Raw genomic sequence first — 21,560 nt, 5'->3', positions numbered from 1 at the left:
GCGGATCCGTCACGCAACGACACGGAGAGGGCAGTGGGATGAGGGCGCGCCTGCGCACGGTGGCACTGCTCGCGGCCTGGCTCCCGCTCGCGGCCTGCGGCATCCAGGAGACGGACGTCATCGCCGCCGGGGGCGCCGCGACCATCGACGTACTCCCCGCCCGTCAGATCCGGATGCTCCTGTTCTTCTCCCACGGCTCCGGGCTGATACCTGTTCCCCGGACGGTCGGCGAGACCGAGGTCCCCGGGGACGAACTGGGCCAGGACAGCAATGGGAATGGGGAGGCTGCCAGGCCTTCCACGGAGAAGACCATTGCCGCGCTGCTCGCCGGCCCGAACGAGGCGGAGAAGAAGGCGGGCATGGTCAACGACGCATCGCTGCCCGCCCCGGGCACCCCGGCGACGCCACAAGTGACCCAGGACGGGGTGGATGTCATCCTGAAGGCCCCGCTGGAAGGGCTCACCAGGCCCGCCGAGCGGCAACTCGTCTGCACGGTGGCGTTCGCGGAGAGCCTCGATGGCACGGTAACCGTGACACTGCGGGGGACGGACGGCACGCGCACTCCCGCGCGGTGCGACCCCCGGTCCGTACTCGACAAGGCAGTGGAACGCCCATGAGCTCCACGCTGATTCGCCTGATCGAGCCCGCCGACGGCCCCGCACTCGCGGACCTGCACACCCGGGACAAGGAGGCGTACGCGCGCTGGATGCCGACGAGGCCCGCAGAGTTCTACACACCCGAGGGGCAGGCCGCGGTCATCGAAACCCTCCTGGCCGCCCACGGCGATGGACTCGCGTGGCCCGGCGTCGTGGTCTGCGACGGCGCCGTCATCGGGCAGGTCAGCATCAGCTCGATCCTGCGCGGCCCGTTCCAGAAGGGCTTCCTGGGCTACTGGGTCTCCACTCTCCACCAGGGCCTCGGACATACGAGCCGTGCCGTCGGCCTCGCGCTGCGCATCGCCGAGGACGAACTGAACCTGCACCGGCTGGAGGCACACACGCAACTGGAGAACCTCGCGTCCCAGGCGATCCTCCGCAAGCACGGGTTCAGTTCCTGGGGCATCGCCCATGACCACTTCTACGCCGACGGCGCATGGCGCGACGAAGTGTTCTGGGAAAGGAAACTGACGAGCTCGACCAGGCCCTCAGTCCTCGGCGTCGCGCAGGCCGACGCAGTCAAAGGCCCAGAAGGCCTCTGAGTAGACGAAGGTGCCCGTCATCCACGGCTCGTGAGCGGACAACCGTGCTACCTGAAACGCCGCTTCAGGAATACGCAGCGACGGCGAACGGAAGCCCACCGCGTCGGCACCCTCGAAGCCGCACGTGCCGTAGTAGTGCGGTGGCCCCTCCAGAAATACCAACGGCACGCCCTGGCCGTCGGCCGCCTCGAGGGCGTGGGCGATGAGCTGCGTACCGATGCCCTGACGCCGGAACTCCGGGAGCACGCCCAGCGGTGACAGCGACAGCACGTCCACGATCCGGCGCGGAGCGTCCAACCGTGTCGCGCTCAGCAGGACGTGCCCGACGACCCGGTCATCAACGACAGCCACGAAGGACATCGGCGCCAATGCGGCCTCCGCAACGCGCAGCGCCTCCACGAGCCCGGGAACCCGATCGCTGTCACCGAAGGCGCGCGTATGAAGCTCGCGCACATCTTGGTGATCGTCAGCGGTCTCATGCCGGATCACCAGCCGGGCACGGGAGCCTGCAGGCGCTTCGTGTGACGTCATGGCAGGGACGGTAGATCGCGGGACGGCCGTCCGCGAGGCATTTGCACACCGGGTCGTGAGCCGCGCCGATCCGGTCCAGGGCGGGGGATCTCGCCGGGCTGACAGATGGCCATTCCACCGTGCGCCGGCCGCACCGGCTGCATGCCACCGGCCAAGACCGCCTGTCGGTCGGCAGCCGCCGGCCACCCGCATGCGGGACGTGCCACGCCGCGCGAGGACGCCGCAGCCGCACGACTACGATGACCACGCCTCCATACGGCGGCTGGAGAGGGACATGGGCGAGAGAACCAATACTCCGACTGCCGGGCGGCGAAGGATCGGGGCGTCACATTCCGCACTGCGACACCTCGGAGCCATGCATGTGAGCGGAGGCGTACTCCTGCTCACGTTCGTGGTGCCGCCGTTGTGGATGCTCGACGTCGCCTACACGACCCCACCGGGTGATCCCACCGCAGATGCGCCCCTTGCCTTCCTCCTCGCCGTGCCGCTGGCATGCGCGGGCTTCCACGTGACGGTGCAGATCCCGGCTGGGCTTCTGGGAGCCTGGCTGGGAAGAAGCCGCTCGACACTGGTCAAGTTCGGAAGCGCGGTCGCGGTGGCCGGCGCACTGAGTCTGCTCGTGTTCTGGAGTCTGGGGTGGAACACCTGGGGCAGCATCTTGCCTCCATGGGCTGACGCCATGGTGCGCGGATCAATTGCTCTGGCCGGGTACATGTGGGTCATGCGAGCGCAGCCCGGATCCGTCCCGCCCGGCTGAGGGCCGTCCCGCAGATCAGGGGCGTAGCCACAAGCGGGTTGCGGCTGCGGGGACCGTGCTGTGGAAGAAGCGGGCCCGTTCGTCGTAACGGGCAGTAATCGCAAGGTAGTTCGTGATCCGGCCGATAGTTCGTTCGACCTTGCCGCCCCGCCGGTAGTGCTTCCGGTCGAACCCGGCGGGCCTGGCGCCTGCGCTGCCACGCCGCACCGGCCCGCCGAAGCAATCCGGACCCGTCGGGTCGGGAGGGGTGGCCGGTGTCAGCCGGGCTCTATGCCGTAGTGCTCACGGACCTCGCCCACGTTCGGCACGGCGGGGAACCCGTCGCCCGCGCTGACGATGATCGACCCGTCCTCGGTCACGTATTCCTGCGGGGTCCCCCAACGGTCGTCGAGTTCGGGCGATGCGGCATAGGCCCGAAGGGTCGCGTCCACCACGGAGATGGCCTCCTCCTCGGTTGTCGCCTCGATCACCACGTCAGCACGCTGCCAGCCGCCGCCGAAGTTGTTGCTGCAGTCCCATTCCGCGGAGGCAATGCCGGGAATCGACATCGTCACCTCGGTGAAGGCCTCCTCGCACTTGGCGGCACTCGACGAGCAAGCCGAGACGGGGAGCACCAGCAAGGCCAACACGAAGGCCGGAAGCAGCCGCACTTGCTCATGTCGTATCACTCTGAGAGTCCTGTTCATAGTGTTCGCGTACTTCACGGACGGCCGATGAGGACGACGCAGGGGACCTGGGTTCGGTCGGTGCGGGGGCGAGTTGGTCGGTGCGATCTCCTCGGCCATAGGGGGACAGTAGGTCCGCGGGGGGCGGGACGGATGGGTGCGGATACCTGGCGAGGAGTGGGTGCGCCTACTCAACTGATGTGCGTGCACAAGGCTGCGGTCCGGTGCGTGCTGGGTGCCCCCTTTCCGGAGCGTTGAACACGCGTTCCAGCAGCGCCCATTATGCGTCGGTCAGGTCGTCGGATCCCTAATCCGCCCAGTCCTGCGCCGCTGCTCCAGGAGCCAGGAGTGTGCGCACACCGATCCGAACAGCATCCCAGTCGGTGCCCGGTTCGTGGTCCCGCGCACGCTGCAGCCAGGTCGCCCGGTCCCGGTGCTCACGGCGCAACTGCTCCACGTCCGATTCGGCACCGGGCACCGGACCCGACTCCTCCAGCTCGCCGATGCGTTGGTCCATGGCGGCCAACAGCGCCCGGTCGAGCTCCGTCGCCGCAGCGAGGAACTCGCTCGTCGGCATGCTCACCCGACCCGTCGGTGGGCAGACGAACTCGATCGCGCCCTCCGGGTCGGTCTGATGCTCCCAGGCAACGGTCACCGTGTCTTCGTCATCGACGACGGTGCGCCAGCAGCGGACGTGCGGGGCGATTCGCAGATAGCCGGTGTACAGGTAGCCCGCGCTGTGCCAGGTCAGTGCCGCATCGGTCTCCGGTGTGTCAAGCCACGTCCAGTCCGGCGACATGTCGGCCGCGATGTCCACCAGGTCCTGTGGCACCGGTTCCATCGCCTCCGACACGAGCGCGATCATGTCCTCCCACAGGCGGACGACGTAGTACGCCACATACGGATGTGGCTCCCTGCCGTCACTGTCGTTCCGCAGTTCCTGGACGGTGCGCTCGGAGTAGCGCAGCACCTCATGGCCGTCGACGTCGATGCAGTACCAGCCGTCGGTCAGCCCGAACCAGTGCGGTACGGGATGCTCGCGACCCCACGGCCCGACCATCTCCAAGGGAGTCAGTCCGAACCGGAAGCGAATTGCGGGGTCGGTGTGAGTCACGGGTCCAGTCTCCCCGTTCGATCACCCGGACCGTGATCCCAGGTCGGTGGGTGCGGCGCTCAGGAGGTGCTCGGCAGGTGCGCGTGCTCTGGCGTCATAGACAGGTCACATGGGATGATCATCCGATGGTGGATACGGTCTTCTTCGATCTGGACGGCACCCTGGTCGATCATCGAAGCGCGGTCTGGGAGGCGATCGGCCACATCGTCCAGGCCGCGCCGAACGCGACGGCTCCACCGGACGAACTGGCGACGTTGTGGTGGACGCTCGAGGCGCGCCACATGGGGGAGTACCTGGCAGGTCGGTGCTCCTTCGCCGAGCACCACCGACGCAGGCTCCGGTCCTTCCTGCCGATGCTCGGCGAGCCGGTTCCGGAGGATCCCGGCCTCCTGGACTCCTGGATCGCCGAGCGCTACATCACCCCGCTCGAGGAGTCCTGGCGGTGCTATCCCGATGTCCAGCCCTGCCTGGAGAACCTGAAGCGGCTTCCCCGAGGACCGCGTCTGGCCGTTCTCACCAACGGGGACCCCGAGCAGCAGCGCGCCAAGCTCGCCCGCTTCGGCCTCCTGGAGTACTTCGATGCCGTCCTGACCCCGACCGAGCTCGGTGCGGCCAAGCCTGTCGCCTACGCCACCGCCTGCCGGTGGATGGGGACGGACCCCGCGCAGGCGGTCAACGTGGGCGACATGCTGGAGAGCGACGTCAAGGCGGCCGCCGTCGCCGGGCTCACCGGCATCTGGCTGGACCGCGGAATCGACTTCGTCACCGGTGGACCATCGCCGATCGCGGACGAGGCGGTGCTCCGCATCGAACGGCTCACCGACCTCCCCGTCCATCTGTCACCCGCGAGCGACTGACCGGACACCCCACCCGTATGTGAGCCGCCCGACAGTCGGCCGGGTCCGGGGGCGGGTGGGCTGTCCAGGATGACCGCAAACCTGTCAGGGTCAGGGGGCTACAGGCAGCTGGCGCTTGTGTTCGGTGAGGCGGTAGCGGCTGGTGATCGTTTCGAAGGCCCGCTCGTCCACCGGCTTGCCCTCCAGGAAGTCGTCGATGTCGTCGTAGGTGACCCCGAGCGCGTCCTCGTCGGCCTTGCCCGGGTCGAGGGTCTCCAGGTCGGCCGTGGGGAGCTTCCACACCAGCTCGGCGGGCGCGCCCAGCGTGTCCGCGACGGCGCGCACCCGGCGCTTGGTCAGGCCGGTCAGCGGGACCAGGTCGGCGGCGCCGTCACCGAACTTGGTGAAGAAGCCGGAAACCGCCTCGGCAGCGTGGTCGGTGCCCACGACCAGACCGTCGGTCGCTCCGGCCACCGCGTACTGGGCGATCATGCGCTGCCGGGCCTTGATGTTGCCGTGCACGAAGTCCTGGTGGTGGGCGTCACGGAAGGTCACGCCGGCGGCCAACGAGGCCTCGATCGCGGCGTCGCTCGCGGGCTTGATGTCCACGGTCAGCACCTGGTCGGGGCGGATGAAGGAGAGCGCGAGCTGTGCGTCGTGCTCGTCGGCCTGGGTTCCGTAAGGCAGCCGCATCGCGTGGAACCGCGCCTCGTGCCCCGCGGCGCGGGCACGCTCGACGGCGAGCTGGCACAGACGACCGGTAGTGGTGGAGTCGACGCCGCCGCTGATGCCGAGGACCAGGGAGCGCAGACCGGTCGAGGTCAGCCGCTCGGCGAGGAAGGCGACCCGGCGCTCGATCTCCCGCTCGGCCTCGAAGGTCTCGGCGACCTGTAGTTCCTGGGCGATCTTCTGCTGCAGGGCGATGGACGCCGGCTCGCTCACGTCTGCTCCTTGTTCCGGTTCACGATGTGCTGTCGCGGCACCCTAACTTCAAACTCCGTGCAAACGTCTATCGGCCCATACCCTCATGGACCCGCCGGTCCCGGCCATCCGTCGCCTCGGAGTCGTCCACGGCGTCGAGCAGCAGACGCCGGCATGCGGACTCCGGGTACGCGGCGAACAGGTCGTCGCCCGCTCCGGACCGGCTCGGGAACCGTGCCCCCGGATTCTGCGTGACCTCTTGACGTGGTGTCGGCGGCGTCGAGGGGACCGAATGAGAGCGCGGACGATGGTGAGCGTGCTGGTATCGACCTGCGTGGCGATGGTGGCCTGCGCGTGCGGTCCGGATGAGGCGAAGGAGGACACGGGCGCGAAGCCTCCGCAGCCGTCCGCGTCCACGCGGGCCGACGAGCCGTCGGCCACGCCCTCCGAGTCCGCCCGGACCGGGAAGCCGCCGGCCGAGCCGAACGGCGACCCGTCCCTGCCCAGGACGCAGGAGGGCGCGATCCAGCGTTACGAGCAGTACCTCCACGCCCTCGGCCGTGAGGACATCGACACGGTCTGCGAAGTGGCCGGACCCGCTGCGAAGAAGGCCCAGGACCAAGGGCTCGGCCCGTGCACGTCGACGTACGCCGCCGTATTCCAGATGATCTCCCCCGTACAGAAGGAGGCGCTGAAAACCGCGACGGTCGACCCGCAGCGCATCGCCGTGCGCACGCCCGCAAAGATCGAAATGCCGGTCGAAGCGGTCCGGGCCTCCGTCTCCTTCTCCGAGAACGACCTCGGCAGCTACACGCTGGAGTACCTCAAGAGCAATTGGTACATCACCGACTGACCCGATGAGTCGCACGCGGAACCGCCTGACGGACGGCTGCGCCCGCAGCTGTCGAATGTGCTGGTCAGGCATGGCCGAATACCCGGGTGCGCGCAGGCGGGCGATGCTGGGACACTCCCAGCATGCCGATAGCCGAAGCCGCGCCCGGAGTGTCGATCGAGTACGAGACCTTCGGTGATCCAGCTGATCCGGCTGTCCTGCTCGTGATCGGTCTCAGCGCCCAGATGATTGCCTGGCACGAGGACTTCTGCCGTGCGCTCGCGGAGCGTGGCCGCTACGTGATCCGGTACGACAACCGCGACAGCGGACTGTCCACCAAGTTCGACGACCACCCCGTCGACATGGGCCGATTCACCGGCGCTGTGAGCTCGGGAGACATCTCGTCCGCCCTCGCGATGGCGCCCTACACACTGACGGACATGGCCGATGACGGTCTCGGACTGCTCACCGCCCTCGGAATCGAACACGCTCACGTGGTCGGGTCCTCGATGGGCGGCATGATCGCCCAGACGATGGCGATCAACCGGCCTGCGCGCTTGCTGACCCTGACGTCGATGATGTCCTCCACTGGCGAGCCCGACTACGGACAGGCCAATGCCGAGGCCCAAGCCGTGCTCTCCAGTCCGAAGCCATCCGATCGCGAGGGATACATCTCAGCGGCTGAGAGAGAACTGACCTGGGCTTCCAAGCGTTACGGCAACCCCGCGCGCCTTCGCGAACTCGCTGCCGCAAGCTACGACCGCGCCCACTACCCGGCCGGAGCCGGACGTCAACTCGGAGCAATGATCCTCGGTGGCTCACGCGCTGACGCACTCCGCACGGTTCGAGTCCCGACCTTGGTGATACATGGTCTGGATGACACGCTGATCGACCCCAGCGGCGGACGGCGCACGGCCGACCTGGTACCCGGAGCGGAACTCCTGCTGCTCCCCGACATGGGGCACGACCGTCCCCGCGAACTCTGGCCCGAGATCATCGACGCCTTGGTCGCGCACACCCGCTGAGCACTGCCACTCGTGGTGAACAAGAGCGCCGACCTCCGCTCTCGGCTGGTTGGAGCAAGGCCACGCGCGGGTTCCTGACCGACGGGTGAAGCTGGACGTCCCACCGCGCTCACGTTTCAGGAGTCCCCCGTGCCAGCTTCCAGATCCCCGCAGGTCCGCTTCCCCCTTGTGGCTCTGCTGGCCGCGGCCTGTATGGCCGGGCTGGTGCACGCCCCGGCCCAAGCCTCAACGGACGTCCCCGCAGACGACAACCGCGCACTGCGACGGCAGTTGCAGGAACTGACGACAGCACCCGGCGGACCGCCCGGGGCAATTGCTGTCCTCAAGCGGGAGTCCGGCACCGAGGTCTACCGGGCCGGCGTTGCCGAGATCGGCACCGACCGGCCGATCGAGGTCACCGACCACATGCGCATCGCCAGCACGGCCAAGGCGTACAGCGGCGCGGTCTCCCTCCAGCTCGTCGACCGCGGGAAACTGCGTCTGAACGACACCATCGGCAAGGTGCTTCCGCGGCTGCCGCGCGCATGGCATCGGGTCACGCTGCGGCAGCTGCTGAACCACACCAGCGGACTGCCGGACTACACATCCGACCCGGAGTTCCTGGCCCTCCTGGCCGAGAACCCGCGTCGCCACTTCGACTCCCGACGACTGCTGCGCTTCGTGGCCGGCGAGCCGTTGGTGTTCCGACCGGGGTCCCGGTACGCCTACTCCAACTCCGACAACATCGCCGTGGCGCTGATGGCGGAGGCGGCGACAGGGCGCCGCTACGAAGAGCTGCTCGCCCAGCTCGTGTACCGCCCGCTGGATCTGCGCAGCACCAGCCTGCCGCAGGGCTACAGGATGCCCGAGCCGTACATGCACGGCTACGACGTCACCCCGCCGAACCCGCCCGAGGACGTCAGCGAGGCACTGAGTGCGTCGGGCGTGTGGGCATCGGGCGGCATCATCTCGACGCCGAAGGACATGACGGCCTTCATCCGCGGCTACGCCGGCGGAAGGCTGATCTCCGACCGGACACGCCGGCAGCAGCTGAACTGGGTGAACGGCGCATCCGAACCCGCGGGTCCCGGCAAGAACAAAGCAGGCCTGGCCATCTTCCGGTACACCACCCGCTGCGGCGTGGTCTACGGGCACACGGGCAACTTCCCCGGCTACACACAGCTGGTCGCAGCCACCCCGGACGGGAAGCGGTCGCTGACCGTCTCCCTCACCACCCATATCAACAAGTTGAACAAGCCGGAACTGCTGGAGCGGCTGCGGACCGTGGAGGAGAACTTCGTCTGCGCGTTGTTGCGCAAGCGGTAGAGGTTGTCCCGTCACGGCGGGGCGCAAGTGAGATGAGCACGTCCTTCCCGGCTGTCCACCACCTCCGCGCCCACCCTTGCTGAGTATTGCCTTAGGCTGCGGGTCGGGCGCTGGACGGCGTCGCGCGGTGTATCCGACTGAGGGGAATCCGGTCGGTCGGTGCTGTGTCGTTCGGGTAGGAGAACTGGGTGACGCCGTCGTTTCGGCCGAGGCTGAGTCACTGCCCGGCGAACCCGCATCCGGACGGGAGAGGGTGTTTTCCGGCGATCCGGCGCAGGGTCTTGTCGGCGGCGGCTCCGTGTAACAGCCCGCGGATGAGATGCAGCCAGCCCACATCCCGGCCCGCTGTACTCGGGCTGACACGGCTCGGTGGTGGACGCGGGGCGACATCTACGGAGCCGACGGGCATGACAGGCCTTGGCACAGCCACAGCGCCGCCTTGCGGTTCATGCTGAAGGGAACGGAAGCCCAGGGCCCATCGTCCCAGGAACAGAGCCCCACGGCCGGGCAGTCGGTGGTCGCAGGCGTTCCGCGGCTGCCTGCCCGCATTTTGGCGAGCTTCTTGTAGCAGGTCAGCGCGGTGGCGGGACCGAAGAACGCCAGGAAGCGAGTGCCCCCACCAGGTGCCGTGGCCAGGCCGCGCCCGGTACTTCGGTTCGGAGGAGGAGACAGCGCGCGTCCGGCAGTTGCTTCAGCGCTTGGCGATCGGGTGCACTTCGGCCGGGCGTTGCTGGGCTTCCCGCCCGGGCCGGGGCACGCGGACGCTCGTGCGGCGATCTCCAGCGCCCGGTCCTCGCTCTTGACGTCGACCACCCAGTAACCGGCCAGGATGTTCTGTTCCGCCTGTGCCGGCCCATCGGCCACTTGCGGGCGCCCATCGCTTCCGGCCCTCACCGTCTTGACGAGTGAGGGGCCGCCGAGGCCCTGACCGTCCACCTATTCACCAGCGGCATTGATGTCCTCGTTGAGGCGTTCATGTGGGCGAACATGGCTTCCATATCGGCCGTGGAGTAGGACGACATGATGGCGTCCCACTGGGCCGCAGGCACGTTCATCTGGGCGCCTATCCACACCATGCTCGGCCAGTACCGACACGCCCGTACTCCAGCCACAGATCGTGATCTTCACAGCCGGCGGCCGCTTGTTGTCGGTGGTGGCACTGGCGTGCCAGGGCTTGATGCCAGCGTCGCGGCTTGGTCACCGGCATCCACTCCTCCGGCAGTGTCTTCAGCCAAGTGGTCTTCCTGCCTGCGTTAGTGGGGGGCCGCTACGTCGGCTGGCGACGCTGAACGCCTCTGCGTGCCGGGGTAGCCCTTCTCGTCGACGGGCAGGAAGGGCCGCCCTGCGGTGAGCTGGGCAGCTTCCTTCCAGGCCGACCAGCAGCGCACCGGGCAGGTGTCGGGGTTCTCGCTGTAAGCCACCGCGACGTCACGGGAGTGAATAGTGGAGTTGATTTCGGCGGGGTGAATCCGGGGACTGACTGACCACCGTGATTGCGTGCACTGGCGGGCCCCGCATCCTTCGCCTGACCGGTGTGTGCTCCGGAACCTTCCTCAAGCTTCGGACGGATCAGGGGACGCCTTCATCCACCCGACGCCGACTCCTGTTGCGAAGCGGTCCGGGTGGCTGCCTTCTGGAGGGAGGGACACAGACAAGCAGGAGGTTGGATCCATGGTGACGATCGAGAAGGCGCGTGAAGAGATGGCGCGGCAGGCTGCTGCGGCAGCGCAGCGGTATCAGGCAACGAGTGCCGAACGACAGGCTATTGCGGAGCGGATGGAAGCGGGCACCAAGTATCCCGACTCACAGGCGTCGATCGCTGCCCGGGCCGGACGGCTCTTGGACCGAGGCGGAGTGGCGCCCTCGGCCGCTGTCGCGGGAATTCACGCCGAGGCTCTGGAGATGCCCGACGCCTATGAGCGCATCATCGGCGCCTCCAACGACATGCAGGCGTGGAGCTTCCTTCCGCGTGGCACACGGGCGGCAAGCGCTGTTGCCCGGATCACTCTCCGACACAACGGTCGGGAACTCCCGCATGGCACCGGGTTTCTGGTTTCGCCGCGGCTGTTGTTGACAAATCAACACGTCTTCCCCGATGAAGATTTCACGAGACGTTGCTTCCTCGAGTTCAACGCACAGGTCACCGTGGACAACACCCCGGACACGGCCCTCCGTCTCGAACTCGACCCCGCCACATTCTTCACGGCGGACGAACATCTTGACTACGCGTTGGTGGCTGTGAATCCCACTGGCGACGGCCATCTCGCCGGTGATGTCTTTGGCTGGCACCGGCTGAGCCGTCAGCTCGGCAAACTGGTCATCGGTGAACCGGTGAACATCATCGGCCATCCGAATGGTCGTCTCAAAGAGATTGCCCTTCGAGACAACGCTCTCCAGATCCGGCTCGAGGACTTCCTCCAGTACAGAACCGACAGCGAACCCGGCAACTCGGGTTCTCCGGTCTTCAACGACCAGTGGGAAGTCGTTGCTCTGCACCACAGCGGTGTGCCGAGGCTGGATGCCCAGGGGCGAGTGTTGCGCAAGGACGGCCAAGTCTGGCAGCCCGGGGACGACGACGACACCGTTGAGTACGTGTCGAACGAAGGCGTCCGCATCAGCTCGATCCTCAAGCATCTCGCTGCCACCGCGCTTGATCCCGATAAACGGGCGCTCCTGGCCGAAATGGGCCCGGAGTCGGGTCTCCAGCAGGGCACCGTCGCCCCGAGCCCGGAGAGGGCAGCACCCGAACGCACGGATGGAGCGGCGGAGATTACCGTGCCTCGTACCGGTCGCCCCGCCCGCGGCCCTGCCTTCGTCGGCGGACGGCACCTGGTCTTTCTGCACGGCAGGAGCCAGCAAAAGCAGGACCCCGAGGTGCTGCGGCGGAACTGGACCGCAGGGCTGAACCACGGGCTCACACGTGCGGGAATCCCTGCGATCGACCCGGCGGATGCCTGGTTTCCGTACTACGGCGACCGGATCATCGAGGCCATCAGGCGGCGAGAGGCCGTCGGGGGTACGTTCGAGAGCGCGCCTCCGGCGGCAGTAGCGGTGGAGACGTTCGCTGCTGCTTCCACAACAGGGTCATACGAACGGCTCCTCGTAGAGGCAGCAGTGGCGGCAGGTATGCCACAGGACGGTCCGGCAGCCATGGAAGGACTTGGCACTGCGCTGGCCGGACCCGTTCACCGTGCACTGAGCTGGCTCGCGGCCAAGACCGATGTGGACGCATTGACCATCGCTACCGTCTTCAGGGACGTGGACGCGTACCTTGACGACGCCAAGGTACGCGAGGCGGTACTGGCCCAGGTACTGGAAACGCTGCCTCCATCCGGAGAAGTCGTACTGGTCACCCACAGCCTCGGTACCGTGGTCGGGGTCGATTTGATCGACCGACTTCCGGACGGCCTGAGCGTTCCCCTGCTCGTCACCGCCGGCAGCCCGCTGGGCATGGACACCGTGCACAGCCGACTCCTTGTCGGGGGCGCCAAACGACCTGAGCGAGTGAGTAATTGGGTCAATGTCTGGTGCCCGACAGACGCAGTCGCCGTCGGCTGCCCCCTTCACGCCACCTGGGGCAAGCTGACCGACGTGGCCGTGGCGAACGCGCGCGACAGGGCACACAGCATTGAGGAGTATCTCGCCCACCCCGGCGTTGCTGCAGAGATCGGTCACGCGCTCGAACCAGCATGAGGGAGCAGAAGCGGCTGTCAGCGGGCCCGATGTACATCTCGGGGCGCTTGCCGACCGCTTCGAGCCCCTCCAGGACGCGATGTTCGGCAGCGCCGGAACCTGGCGTGGGCGTCGTCTGTGCCTGTCACGGCATTGTCAGGCGGACACCTGACAATGCACATGCCCTACGAGACCACAACCCAGGAGATCCAAGGCAACGCACGTTCTGGCTACGGAGAGACCGCGTATACCGGTGATCTCCTGCGTGATCCGCAACAGGGGCGGGCAGTTGGAGGTGCGCTTGCCGAATCAACCATTCCCACTGTCCTCGATAGAATTGACCATGTGGGCTCGTCGGAATACCTCAGTACGCAGGACTGACATGATGTCCCGTTGAATTGCCACGTTGGCCGCCGAAGCTCAGCGAGCTCTTTCAGCTGGCCACTGATCGGGTGGCGGCGGCCGGGTACGCAACGCGCGAGGCCCTATCGAGTCGCGCTCGACCTGCTTCACGCCCTGGTCGAGCGCACCACCATGTTCATTGCCATCCTCGAGAGTGAACGCCGCTGCAAACTCCCGCCGCATCAGCGCGCTGGTCGCCCTGGTGTGACTGTGCAAGCACGACACCTTCACGCAGATCACCGCTGGCTACGGTATCTCGGTGGGTACCGGGCACGCCTACACCACCGCACACACTCGGCCTGCTTGCCGAGCGTGTGCCCAGCGGCTGCAGGTCACGAGGGTGCGACGCGAAACTGTGTTCTCCCGCACCGCCTTCCGTGGCGGCTGCCCTCCTCTGGTTCGCGGTCACGGCGATCAATGCGCCGGGCCAGCGGGAGGACCCGGGCGTCACTGTCATCACGGCCGGGGTGGCGTGGTCATCCTGGGTGTCGCGCTCATCGTGCTCGTGCTGCGGATGCTGCTCGCCCAGGCCGTCGCGCGCGATGTCGAGGCGGCGCAGATGCAAGCCGATTTGAACGAGGTGATCTGATGCCGATCGTCGTAGACATCGATGTGACGCTGGCCAGGCGGAAGATGTCCGTGGGTGAGCTCGCGGACCGCGTAGGGATCACTCCTGCCAACCTGGCGGTACTCAAGAACGGCCGTGCCAAGGTGGTGCCACGAGGGACCGCCCGGCACTCATGGGAGGTGCATGAACCCCAACGACAAGATCGACTACCTGATGTTCTCGCCGGAGCTTTTCGCCAAGGTAGACAGGGTCGAGGTGGAGCGGCGTGGGATCTTCGAGTCCGGCACCGCGTTCGACACCGTGAACGGGCCCGACGACCAGGCTTCCGACCACGCTGCCATCGTCGCCGAGCTCGACCTGTAAAGGCAGTCCGGCCCGATGGGCGGGGCCGCCCGGGCGAGTTCGCCGTGCAGCAGAATCCGCCAAGAGGGGTTCTGGCAAAGGCGTTGGACGTGGCGGTAGGTGGCGATGGAGAAAAGCTTCGTGAATGTCTTCGCGTCATTCCCAACGTATGCGGAGACGCCTGAAGCCGTGAAACCGGGCGATCGTGTGCTCGACACCCCAGAGGTGAACACCGAGGCCGGAGCCGTGCGGGAGGCCGCGGCGGGCAATGACCGGTTTGATGCCCTGAAGTCAGACCGCACGGTGGCACTTGTCGTGGTCGTAGCCGCGGTCGCTGATCAGGCCGTCGACGTGGTCGTCCCACGAGTCCTGGGACCGGTGGGGTCTTTTCGCGCAAGGGCGTCAGCTGGGTGACGTCGTTGTGGTTTCCGCCGATCAGAGACACCGCGAGCGGAACGCCCTGTCCGTCGACGTGGATGTGGTGCTTGCTGCCCGGCCGTGCGCGATCAACGTCTGGGGCCGTATTTGGACCCCGTCGAGCCAGCCCGGACAAATGGGAGTAGTCGCTCACTGCCCGCGACCAGTCGAGCTGCTTTGCCGCGCTGAGCCTGGCCGGGCAGCAACACAAGATCGGCCACGGTGTAACTGTCCTGGGTAAACGGGCAGTTCGCCTCCAGGGGGTACACGGTGGTCTTGTCCCAGCACGGGAGCGGTGGTCCTCGCGGGGGCCACCGCCCCGGTGCTGGTCAGTCGGAGCAGCAGCCGCCGGCTTTCCCGCCCATGTTGTCGAGGCGGCAGAAACACGACGCATGGACGGGTACGTCCGCGAGGGCGGTGGCCACGGTGAGCTGCTGGGCCACGATGCGAGCTTCGCCCGTCTTGCCGAGCTTCATGAGGCACTCGTGGAAGCCGTGCAGAGCCCAGACGTTCCCCGGATGCTGCAAGGGCCTGGGCAGGGTGTCGTCGAGTCCGAGGTCGGCCCGGTAGACGGCCTCGGCCTCCTCGATACGGCCCTGCTCCAGCAGGAGGGCCCCATACGCGTGGCGGGTCGGCTGCATCCAGCCCCACGGTTCGTCGTAGGGGAGGCCGTCGTCTAGGTCGATGGAACGCTCCAGGGAGGCGAATGCCAGGTCGTACTCGCCTCTGCGGTACTCAAGTTCTCCGTCGAGCATGGCGGAGGCGATCGCCAGGATGTCCTGGCAGGTGTTGTTGAACAGCATGCGCGTCTCGGGGACACGGTCGACCGCGCGGCGGAACAGGTCTTGTTCAGCCTCGGCTTCGGCGATCGCCCCGGTGGCCGAGTACGCCACTCCGCGCGCGTAGTGCCGCATCGCCGTGGAGACGCAGTACAGCTTCGGGTCGGACGGCGTCGGCAGCGCGAGGATGTCCTGCCACCGGCCGAACCGGATCAGCACATGGACCCGCATGGCGAGGAACCCCTCCAGCCAGTCGGCCATGGGCGGGCTCTCGACCCGCAGCAGGTCCTCCGGGATGGATGCCTCGAGCTGCACGGCCGTCTCCAAGGCCGTCCGGGACTGGCCGAGGAACATCGCGCCGTAGATCTTGAAGTGGTAGTTGTGCGAGCGGTACAGCGTGTAGAAGTTCATCGCCCCGGCCCGGCGCAGATACTTCTCGTCGGCTTTGATCGCATCGCTGTTGCCCGACACGACTCGTCGGTAGTCGCCACACAGCACGTCGAGGTGTGAGGGCATGTGGCGCAGGTGCCCTGCGTCCGGTACCAGTCCCGGCAGCCGGTCGGCGACCGCAAGGGCCTGCTCCGGCGCCGGGGACATTTCCAGTAGGTGGATGTACAGGTGCAGGATGCCCGGGTGGTCGGCGCCGGTATCGCTCAGCAGCGCGCGGTCGAGGACGGCCTTCGCCTCCAGCGTGCGCGCACCGGCGGCGGGTTCGCCCGTGCGTAGATCCCACAGCTCCCAGGGGGTGAGGTTCATCAGCGCGTCCGCGTAGAGCGTGGCGACGTCCGGGTCGTCGGGCGCAAGTTCGTACACGCCGCGCATGGCGTCGGCGTAGGGCTCGTTCCAGATCGAGCAGTCCTTCGCGGCGCGCGCGGAGGGATAGCGTGCGCGCAGCGCCTCGATGAGGGCCCGCTCGGTCGGCGTGGCCCCGTCGCACAGCGCATGGGCTCGTTCGACGGCGGCGTGGGTGCGTTCCACCGTGCGCCGCAGGTCGGCTTCGTCGAAGAACTCCCAGGGCTTGTTGTAGTTGGGGCCCAAGGCGTACGCGATGCCCCAGTGTGTCATGGCGCAGTTGGGATCCGCGGTCGCCGCCGATTCGAAGCAGGTGACCGCCTCTTCGTGGTGAAACGCGTAGCTCCAGACCAGACCGCGGTCGAACCAGCGCTGTGCATCGGGCGAACGGGTCGACACGGGCCGGGTCAGGGTTCCGAGGTCGTAGTAGTCCATGAGGATCTCCTGCGGAGGGATGCCGCTCGACTGCGGTCCCCTCCAGCGTAGAGCCCGGCACAGGCCCATCCGTGTGCTGTCGGGGCGGCTGCATGGCTGTTTGCCCATCCAGGACACGCTGTGGGCGATCGGCTGGATGACCAGGACGCCGAGCAGGGCGGACCAAACCCTGCCGGGTCCGCCTTACATGCTGGTGCCCGCCGGTGACCGCTGCGGCGATGGTGTTCATCTCGATGGCGTCGGGCCGGCGCACGTACGGCGGGAGCGGGTCTGGCGACGCCGACTGTGGCGGTCATCGGTCCTTCAGCGTGGGGACGTTGTGTTCACGTACACGGTCACCGGGCCGGAGGCCCTGGCGTCAATCGTGGAGCACTCGGAAGCCGTTGCCCACGCCGACGGCCATCGGCGCACCGGGGTGAACGTCGCTTCCTACACCACCGCCGCCCTGCGGGGTGAGGGGGTGCGCGGCCGCGGGCTCTGCGGCGGGCGGTGGGGGATGACGCCCCGTTCGAGGCGGACACGGCCAGGGACGCGCGGTTCTGCCTTCCTGATCAGGGTGCGCAGGGGCAATGGTTGTGGCTGGACGACATCCCGTTGCCGCCGAGTGTTCCGGCAGGGATTTTCAAGAGGCTGACCTGGCTGGCGCGGACATGACCGACGCGAGGCTCACGGGAGCGAATCTGAAGGGAGTCCGAGGGCTGCCGCCATCGCAGCGCTGAGTCCACGGTCGTCCGCATCGGGACTCCCTGGGAGGAGGGGTGGAAGCGGTCCGACGGCGCACATGATCAGGCTCCTGGAGCCCGAACCGGTTGCGAGGCAGAGCCATGCGTCCGCGAGCGCCGGAGTCTTCCTGCGGCCAAGGCCCGCCTTGCCTTGTCAATCCTCGGGTATGTAGTCCACACACGAAGAGAACGGCTTTCGCTGCACGCACACGAACAGTGCGTGCCACTCTGTGCTTTCCTGACTGGTACCCGCAGCCACCGTCGCAGCGCACGACGAACCAGATAGACCCCAGAGAGATCCGTCTGACCAACCGACCTGACGCGTTCGGTTCTCGATCGTCTCGACACATTCCGTCGACGGCTTGTATCGCTTGATCTCTTTCATCAATTTCAGGTACTGGGGACTCTTGAGCGCTTCGAGCTGCTGCCTCACCGTCTCCTGTGCCCCTTTCCGTTCTTTCGGTGATGCCTTCGGATCTTGAACCGTCTGCACTGACTTAAAGCCCGCCGCGATGGTCTTCTGGATCATCTTTCGATCCTTCGGATTCTCCGGCGCTGACTGTGAGTCAAGGAGTTCTTTCAGACCCGCACTGTTCTCACCCAGAGCCCTCATGGCCCATTTGGGTCCCTGCGGTGCATCCGACTGTGGCGACGGTCCCAGGGTTGATATCACCGCTGCGGTCATCGCCTTCACGATCTTTATGTACGCGACCCGATCCTCCGGCGTAACATCCGGATCCTGGATTGCTTTCAGCGTTGCGGTCAGCCCCCCCGTGATTTTCATGTACGTGGCCTGATCCTCCGGCGTCGCATCCGGGTCATCGATGAGGTCCAGCATTTTGGTCAGCACCTCCTTGACCTCCTCCTTCACCTCTGCCGGCGCTTGGGCTATCCGATCCTCCACCTCCGCCTCAAGCTCCCCGGGCTCTTCCGGATGCGACGACGCATCCGGGGGTGGCGAGTCCGGTGGCGCCGACGTGTCGGCAGACGGTGGGGTGTCGGCAGATGGTGGCGTAGCCGACGGCGTCCCATCCTCCACAGGTGGGGGCATCTCCGGCGTCGATGGGTTCGGCGTTGGGGGTGTGGGTTGGGTCGGCGCTGGGGTTGTGGCACGAGCGACAGCATCAGGCGCGGCCGCAGCGCTGCTAACACCTGGCAGGGCAAATGTGGCAGCCAAGCAGGACGCGCCAATGATGCGGGAGATTTGTCGCCGGGAGGTTTTGGCCATGATGGCTCCAGATGCTCTCGGGACGTGCTCTTCTACCCCGGATGTGCTTGTGTCGGCCCGAGGTCACTGGTGATCCAAAACTCAACGGGCGCTGGGAGGTCATATCCACTTTTGGCTCTCGCACCGCATCCCGCAACTCGGGTGCACACACTCCAAAAGGAGCCGGGCGACCAGAAATTGTTCAATCTGAACCCTTCTGAGTTCACCAAAGTGACTCAGACTGTGGTCGTGCGGTGCGTTGCGTATCCGGCAGACGAGATGCACCGCATTTCGTCCGTGAAGGTCCCTCACGACCTGGTGCACGATAAAGCGGGAGGGACCAGAAGCATCCCTGGCATGGCGCCCCTCGGCTGGATGGCATTGGGCTCCAGGGGCGGTTGGGGGCGTTCCGGCGGGGCTGTCAGGGCTGGCGGTCCGTCCGGGTGCTGTGGCGCGGACTGGGGGGCGAGCCCGTCCGGCCTGTTCCGTGGGCTGCTCAGCAACTGCTCGGTGATCTCGTGATACGGGTGGGTACCGGGTACCGGGTGCCGTCCGGGCGAGGTGTCGCAGTGCTAAATTCGTGCGCCAATACACCGTGATCAGCCGCACGCGACCATCCAGCGGCAGGCGCTAGGGGCGGCCCGGCCTGACATCATCGGCGCCTTCGCGGCGTAGGGCGGCCCCCTGCTTCCGGAACGGGCGCGGACTCAGTCCGGTCACAAACTCCGTCCTCCGCGAGCCTGACGGCCCAGGACGCCCCGACTGCCATCCGCGGCTGGGGCCGGACACTCGCCGTACCGAGCTGACTGCGGGACGCCATGCGCCTGATCGATTGCGGGAGAAGCATTAGGTAGCGGTTTTCAGGACAGTGGCATAGGGGATGACGACGGTTCCGGTAGGGACGGTTGCCATCCCATATGTCTCTTCGGATTCGTATTTATAGGACACCCTCCCCTGGGAATTGAGCGGGGCAATGAATGTATACACGAACGACTCGTCGCCAAGCTGTCGCCGCGCGAAGACGTAGCGCTGCCTGCGCGTCACGTTAATGATGTTGTTGTTGTGGGTCAGTTTGCCCACGTACAGCACGTAGTCACCGCACTTCTTCGGCGGACACTCGAAGATGTCCGTTTTCCCCTTCTTCCAGGACCACCTCGGATACTGGAAGGCGTTGTCGACCCTGCCCCGGTCTCTTCTGAGCACGGTGACGTCTCCGTGGACCTCCAGACTCTCGTAAGGGGCTTCCTTCGGTACTTGTACCGTTACCTCTTTGACGTGCCCCGTCCCAGGGTCGAACCAGTCTCCAGGGCCGATGATCAGCCCAGTCATGATCAGAATCCGTTTCTGCAAGCCGGCATAAAGTTCACTGTCCGTGTCCGACACCGCATCCTCTCTGACCCCATCCATCCCCATTTCGCCGGTCTCAGGGGCCGAAAAACGGCCGAGCACTTGGAATTCGCTGCCGAGGATCATGGTCGACACTTTTCCAGTGTTCTGCAGGGAGAACCTCACCGGAATATGAATTACGGACTCCCTGGGATCCAGCTGCGGCGTACCAAACTCGGCGCTGAGCGTGACTTGGGGGTGCGTGGCGTACGGCTGATACGCGGCCGAGTACGCGAAGTTCGCCCCGGCGATGACGGCAGTCACCAGCACTCCCGCAGTGACCTGTCTGGGGTGCGGGGTGCCACGCCAGACCTTCTCCCGAACGACGAGCCAGCTTGCCCACAGGGACCACACCAACAGCGGCACGTAGCTGAAGACCCAGGGCGTGAACTCCATCTCCTTGAACCAGATGGCCACAAGCATGGAATGGACCAGCAGCGCAATGAAGACGCTGACCAGGATCAGCATCCCCGAGTACCGCATCGCCCGCTTGCCCCAGTAGTCCTGCACAGCGCAGGCAGCCAGGAACTGGGTCACGCCTGCGAGGAAGAGGAGGAAGCCGCTTGCCTGCGACGCGAAGGTCAGCGCGCCGAAGGCATCCTCGCTGCCGATGACGATGAGGAAGACCGCCGACCCGATCAATCCCGCAGTCATGGCTACGGCGGTCGCGCGTCTCTTGCGCGTGCGGTCGGGCCAGCTGTCGCTGCCCGCCTCGCGCCAGGAGATGAGCACCCGATCCTCAAGGCTCATGTCCGGTGGGAAGCCATTGCGGACGAGGATCTTCCGAAGATCGTGCAGCGACCAGGCCGCGCCCACGACTTCGCCCCCCACACGGACCTTCCGCAGGCCACGACTGTCCGGTGGTTCCACGACAACCCTGGGCCTGTGCATGACTCCAGGCTCGGGCCCACCCCGCCGGTACGCCTGCCCGGATACGCCGGCCGGGGGAGCCGCCCGTCAGGGGCCTTCACTCCGGCGGTTGGATCAGACGTCTCCGCACTTCCAGCCGCCACGACCGCCAGATTCACCTGGCCTGCGAACAAGGGCAGAAGCCGTTATCGCTGCTGGTCGCAGCCGGGCAGCGGGGAGACAGCCCGCAGTTCACAGCCACGCTGGAAGCCATCCGGGTTCGTCGCCTCGGGCTGGGCCGGCCCTGCATCCGTCCGCTGCGGATTAGTGGTGACAAGGCATGAGATTCCGTTGTGTGGCGACGTGCCGGGCGGCGGCGGTCGTAGTGGGCTCTGGCGCCTGGTGACCGGGTGAGGGAGTCGAAGGCCCAGACGTAGCCGACGGCAGGCGTTTCTGTCCCGGCCCGAGGGCTGGGGGTTGTGCCACCTGCCCGCCCCGTCCCGGCCGTGAGGCGCGGGCGGGTGGTGCGGGTCTTGCAGTCGGCTCTACGGGCTTCGACCCCGCCACGGCGGCGGGGTCCAGGTCTCCGGCCACTCCGGTACCTGTATTGCTGGTGGTGGCGCGGGTCGCGAGGGTGACCAGGTTGTGCCCCGCGTTCTCGTCCCGGTTCAAGGACGAGACCACAGGTGTCGCACTCGAAGACCCGCACACTCAGGGGAAGCTTGGTTTTCACCGCACCACAACGCGAGCACGTCGTCGAGGAAGGAAGCCTCCTCGACCTGGAACGAGACGAACCAGCGCCCCG

At 66.8% G+C, this 21,560-nt stretch carries 17 protein-coding genes and 4 pseudogenes; 13 read left to right on the top strand and 8 right to left on the bottom strand.

Annotated elements, in window-relative coordinates:
• Nucleotides 1-38 precede the first annotated feature (38 nt).
• Both ACFW9O_RS26025 and ACFW9O_RS26020 read left to right on the top strand, forming a co-directional pair.
• A complete protein-coding gene (locus ACFW9O_RS26025) occupies nucleotides 39-617 on the top strand; it encodes a hypothetical protein (RefSeq protein WP_384612556.1) in 579 nt (192 codons plus the stop codon).
• Nucleotides 614-1,198, top strand: coding sequence for a GNAT family N-acetyltransferase (locus tag ACFW9O_RS26020; RefSeq protein WP_384612554.1), 585 nt, complete (start codon nucleotides 614-616; stop codon nucleotides 1,196-1,198). Before ACFW9O_RS26025 ends, ACFW9O_RS26020 begins: the two co-directional genes overlap by 4 nt.
• Here the strand turns inward: ACFW9O_RS26020 and ACFW9O_RS26015 are convergent.
• Nucleotides 1,145-1,729 (bottom strand): GNAT family N-acetyltransferase, encoded by a 585-nt coding sequence (locus ACFW9O_RS26015; protein ID WP_384612552.1) that lies wholly within the window; start codon nucleotides 1,727-1,729, stop codon nucleotides 1,145-1,147. The two genes, ACFW9O_RS26020 and ACFW9O_RS26015, sit on opposite strands and share 54 nt — an antisense overlap.
• Before the next feature lie 361 nt (nucleotides 1,730-2,090).
• Here ACFW9O_RS26015 and ACFW9O_RS26010 point away from each other — a divergent pair, with 361 nt between their 5' ends.
• On the top strand, nucleotides 2,091-2,486 hold the full coding sequence (locus ACFW9O_RS26010) for a hypothetical protein (RefSeq protein WP_384612550.1): 396 nt from the start codon (nucleotides 2,091-2,093) through the stop codon (nucleotides 2,484-2,486).
• A gap of 257 nt (nucleotides 2,487-2,743) precedes the next feature.
• Here the strand turns inward: ACFW9O_RS26010 and ACFW9O_RS26005 are convergent, their stop codons facing one another.
• Together ACFW9O_RS26005 and ACFW9O_RS26000 are read right to left on the bottom strand one after the other, a co-directional pair.
• On the bottom strand, nucleotides 2,744-3,136 hold the full coding sequence (locus ACFW9O_RS26005; protein ID WP_384612548.1) for a hypothetical protein: 393 nt from the start codon (nucleotides 3,134-3,136) through the stop codon (nucleotides 2,744-2,746).
• Between the two features lie 322 nt (nucleotides 3,137-3,458).
• Nucleotides 3,459-4,265, bottom strand: coding sequence for a DUF5984 family protein (locus ACFW9O_RS26000; protein ID WP_384612546.1), 807 nt, complete (start codon nucleotides 4,263-4,265; stop codon nucleotides 3,459-3,461).
• A gap of 125 nt (nucleotides 4,266-4,390) precedes the next feature.
• Here ACFW9O_RS26000 and ACFW9O_RS25995 point away from each other — a divergent pair, with 125 nt between their 5' ends.
• A complete protein-coding gene (locus ACFW9O_RS25995; RefSeq protein WP_384612544.1) occupies nucleotides 4,391-5,122 on the top strand; it encodes an HAD family hydrolase in 732 nt (243 codons plus the stop codon).
• Between the two features lie 90 nt (nucleotides 5,123-5,212).
• Here ACFW9O_RS25995 and nadE read toward each other — a convergent pair whose 3' ends face one another.
• On the bottom strand, nucleotides 5,213-6,043 hold the full coding sequence (gene nadE / locus ACFW9O_RS25990; protein WP_351173981.1) for an ammonia-dependent NAD(+) synthetase: 831 nt from the start codon (nucleotides 6,041-6,043) through the stop codon (nucleotides 5,213-5,215).
• A gap of 295 nt (nucleotides 6,044-6,338) precedes the next feature.
• On the opposite strand from nadE, the gene ACFW9O_RS25985 reads away from it, so the two are divergent.
• The 8 genes and pseudogenes from ACFW9O_RS25985 to ACFW9O_RS25950 all read left to right on the top strand — a co-directional run bounded on the left by ACFW9O_RS25985 (nucleotide 6,339) and on the right by ACFW9O_RS25950 (nucleotide 14,189).
• Nucleotides 6,339-6,875 (top strand): hypothetical protein, encoded by a 537-nt coding sequence (locus tag ACFW9O_RS25985; protein ID WP_384612542.1) that lies wholly within the window; start codon nucleotides 6,339-6,341, stop codon nucleotides 6,873-6,875.
• A gap of 122 nt (nucleotides 6,876-6,997) precedes the next feature.
• Nucleotides 6,998-7,879, top strand: coding sequence for an alpha/beta fold hydrolase (locus ACFW9O_RS25980; protein ID WP_384612540.1), 882 nt, complete (start codon nucleotides 6,998-7,000; stop codon nucleotides 7,877-7,879).
• A 129-nt stretch (nucleotides 7,880-8,008) separates the two neighbouring features.
• Nucleotides 8,009-9,184, top strand: a complete 1,176-nt coding sequence (locus ACFW9O_RS25975) for a serine hydrolase domain-containing protein (RefSeq protein ID WP_384612538.1) — start codon at nucleotides 8,009-8,011, stop codon at nucleotides 9,182-9,184.
• 1,671 nt (nucleotides 9,185-10,855) lie between these two features.
• Nucleotides 10,856-12,877 (top strand): trypsin-like serine peptidase, encoded by a 2,022-nt coding sequence (locus tag ACFW9O_RS25970; RefSeq protein WP_384612537.1) that lies wholly within the window; start codon nucleotides 10,856-10,858, stop codon nucleotides 12,875-12,877.
• Nucleotides 12,878-13,390: 513 nt separating this feature from the next.
• A pseudogene (locus ACFW9O_RS25965) lies at nucleotides 13,391-13,593 on the top strand (transposase family protein); the annotation flags it as partial.
• Nucleotides 13,572-13,847: pseudogene (locus ACFW9O_RS25960) on the top strand (DUF2975 domain-containing protein); the annotation flags it as partial. The pseudogenes ACFW9O_RS25965 and ACFW9O_RS25960, both read left to right, overlap by 22 nt.
• A pseudogene (locus tag ACFW9O_RS25955) lies at nucleotides 13,847-14,035 on the top strand (helix-turn-helix domain-containing protein); the annotation flags it as partial. The pseudogenes ACFW9O_RS25960 and ACFW9O_RS25955, both read left to right, overlap by 1 nt.
• On the top strand, nucleotides 14,010-14,189 hold the full coding sequence (locus tag ACFW9O_RS25950) for a hypothetical protein (protein ID WP_384612703.1): 180 nt from the start codon (nucleotides 14,010-14,012) through the stop codon (nucleotides 14,187-14,189). The pseudogene ACFW9O_RS25955 and the gene ACFW9O_RS25950, both read left to right, overlap by 26 nt.
• 138 nt (nucleotides 14,190-14,327) lie before the next feature.
• On the opposite strand, the pseudogene ACFW9O_RS25945 reads toward ACFW9O_RS25950, so the two are convergent.
• Both ACFW9O_RS25945 and ACFW9O_RS25940 read right to left on the bottom strand, forming a co-directional pair.
• A pseudogene (locus ACFW9O_RS25945) lies at nucleotides 14,328-14,781 on the bottom strand (transposase); the annotation flags it as partial.
• A gap of 133 nt (nucleotides 14,782-14,914) precedes the next feature.
• Entirely contained in the window at nucleotides 14,915-16,591 is a 1,677-nt protein-coding gene (locus ACFW9O_RS25940) for a hypothetical protein (protein WP_384612535.1), read from the bottom strand.
• Between the two features lie 569 nt (nucleotides 16,592-17,160).
• Between ACFW9O_RS25940 and ACFW9O_RS25935 the strand changes: the two genes are divergently transcribed.
• On the top strand, nucleotides 17,161-17,310 hold the full coding sequence (locus tag ACFW9O_RS25935; protein ID WP_384612534.1) for a pentapeptide repeat-containing protein: 150 nt from the start codon (nucleotides 17,161-17,163) through the stop codon (nucleotides 17,308-17,310).
• 157 nt (nucleotides 17,311-17,467) lie between these two features.
• On the opposite strand, the gene ACFW9O_RS25930 is transcribed toward ACFW9O_RS25935, so the two are convergent.
• Complete coding sequence (locus tag ACFW9O_RS25930) at nucleotides 17,468-18,352, bottom strand: hypothetical protein (RefSeq protein ID WP_384612533.1); 885 nt, start codon at nucleotides 18,350-18,352, stop codon at nucleotides 17,468-17,470.
• Between the two features lie 1,014 nt (nucleotides 18,353-19,366).
• Nucleotides 19,367-20,737 carry a hypothetical protein gene (locus tag ACFW9O_RS25925; protein WP_384612532.1) on the bottom strand — a complete coding sequence of 457 codons (1,371 nt, stop codon included), beginning with the start codon at nucleotides 20,735-20,737 and terminating at the stop codon, nucleotides 19,367-19,369.
• Between the last annotated feature and the right edge of the window lie 823 nt (nucleotides 20,738-21,560).

It is taken from the genome of Streptomyces sp. NPDC059499 (genome assembly GCF_042749285.1).
GTDB lineage: Bacteria > Actinomycetota > Actinomycetes > Streptomycetales > Streptomycetaceae > Streptomyces.
This window is presented reverse-complemented; position numbering and strand designations above follow the sequence as displayed.